The 1,962-nt window shown below is 74.3% G+C and carries 1 protein-coding gene and 1 tRNA gene; both read right to left on the bottom strand.

Features of this window, described 5'->3' with window-relative positions; all coding sequences use genetic code 11:
- On the bottom strand, window positions 1-1,679 hold a 1,679-nt coding region (locus tag GTW40_RS27215), incomplete at its 3' end, for a tetratricopeptide repeat protein (RefSeq protein WP_202486483.1).
- Window positions 1,680-1,885: 206 nt separating this feature from the next.
- A tRNA-Met gene (locus tag GTW40_RS27210) sits at window positions 1,886-1,959 on the bottom strand.
- Window positions 1,960-1,962: the final 3 nt, after the last annotated feature.

Here is a 1,962-nt window from a genome sequence, read left to right as displayed (position 1 = left end):
AGGCGCAGCGCCGCCCGGCCGTGCCCCGCGTCGGCGGCGCGTTCCCACCACACCGCCGCCTCCGGCTCGCTGCCCTCGCGGGCCAGCAGCAGTCCGAGGTTGAAGGCACCGTTGCGCGAGCCCGCCTCGGCCGCCTCCCGGTACCAGCGCGCGGCCTCGACCACGTCGCCTCGCGCCGCCGCCAGCATGCCCACCCGCACCTGTGCGCGCCGGTGGCCCAGACAGGCGGCCCGCTCGTACCACTCCTCGCACTCGGTCTTGTCGTGCGCGGGCTCCCCCAGCTCATGCGCCGGCTCCGGCGGACGGCGCGCGTCGAGCACGGCGGCCAGCCGGTAGGCGGCCTCGGCGCTGCCGCCCCCCGCGGCACAGCGCAGATACCGTTCTGCGGCCTGTTCGTCGCCCTCGCGCAGCCGGGCGATGCCGACCTGGAGCGCGGCCTCGTGGTGCCCCGCGGCGGCCGCGCGCTCGTACCAGCGCAGGGCGCTCGCGGCGTCCTCCTCGGTACTGCGCCCGGAGTGCAGGATGCCGAGGTTGAAGGCGGCGTCCACGCTCCCTGCCTCGGCCGCCTTGGAGAACCAGGGCTCGGCGCCGCGCGTATCGCCGACCTGGAGCAGCAGGATGGCCAGCGCGTTGGCGGCCTCCCGGTGCCCGGCGTAGGCGGCACGCCGGTACCACTGCTCGGCCTGGGCGGTGCGGCCCTGCTCGGCGCAGAGCAGACCGAGGTTGTAGGCGCCGTTGTCGTCACCGGCGTCCAGGGCCGCCCGGTACCAGCGCTCGGCGGTCTGGGTCTCGCCGCGCTCGGCGTGCAGCGCGCCGAGCGCGTTGGCCGCGTTGCCGTCGCCGCCCTGGGCCGCACGCAGCCACCAGGTGGCGGCGCCCTCGGTGTCGCCCGCGTCGCGCAGCAAGAAGGCGAGTGCGCAGGCGGCACGGTGCTCGCCCTCCTTGGCGGCGGTCAGATACCAGCGGCCGGCCTCCTTCAGCTCGCCGCGCCGCTCCAAGATGCCGCCGAGGTGCAGCGCGGCGAGGCCGTGACCGCGCGCGGCGGCCTGCCGGTACCACTGCTCGGCCTCCGCGAGGGCGTCACGGTTCGCGCCACCGCGCCCCACGCCCAGCTCGGCCTTGAGGTCGAGGGCGCGCGCGAGGCGGTAGGCGGCCTCCCGGTGGCCACGCTCGGCGGCGGCCCGCAGCCAACGCCGGGCGTCGGCGTCCCCGCGGTGGTCCAGCAGATCGGCGAGCGCGTAGGCGCCGAGCACATGGCCCTGTTCGGCGGACTGGCGCAGCCAGTACTCGGCGGCGGGCTCGTCGCCGCGCTCGCGGTGATGGCGGCCGAGCGCGTGCGCGGCGGCGGCCGATCCGGCCACGGCGGCGATACGCCACCAGTCGGCGGCCTCGTCGGGATAGCCGCGCTGGTGCAGCAGGACGCCGAGATTGTTGGCGGCGGCCCGGTCACCGGCCGCGCTCGCGGCTCTCAACTGCGGTTCGGCGCCGTCCAGATCGCCCCGGCGCAGCAGAATGGCCCCGAGGAGGCTGGCCGCCTCGGCGTCACCGGTGCGCGCCGCCATGCGCAGGCGCACCTCCTCGGCGGCTTCCCCCGTCTCGTCGATGGACGGCTCCTCGCCCGAAGGCTGTGCAAATCGCCCCGTTCCGAACAGAGTTGCCTTGTCCCCCATAACGTCCATCGTCGCACCACCTGCAACCTGGGTACACCCGGTGTACCGCAGTCCGTGAGGTCACTTCAGCGTTTTGTCGACATGCCCACAGAGAGACAAGTCAAACACAGTTCACTCAACTCCCCGTGGCGGCAGGGCCGGTTCCGTCCCCAGTACATGAGTTCGCACACCACGAAGGCCCGGATCTCGTGTGAGATCCGGGCCTTCGTGTTCAGTAGCGGGGACAGGATTTGAACCTGCGACCTCTGGGTTATGAGCCCAGCGAGCTACCGAGCTGCTCCACCCCGCGTCG

This window comes from Streptomyces sp. SID4985, assembly GCF_009863025.1.
Taxonomy (GTDB): domain Bacteria; phylum Actinomycetota; class Actinomycetes; order Streptomycetales; family Streptomycetaceae; genus Streptomyces.
This window is presented reverse-complemented; position numbering and strand designations above follow the sequence as displayed.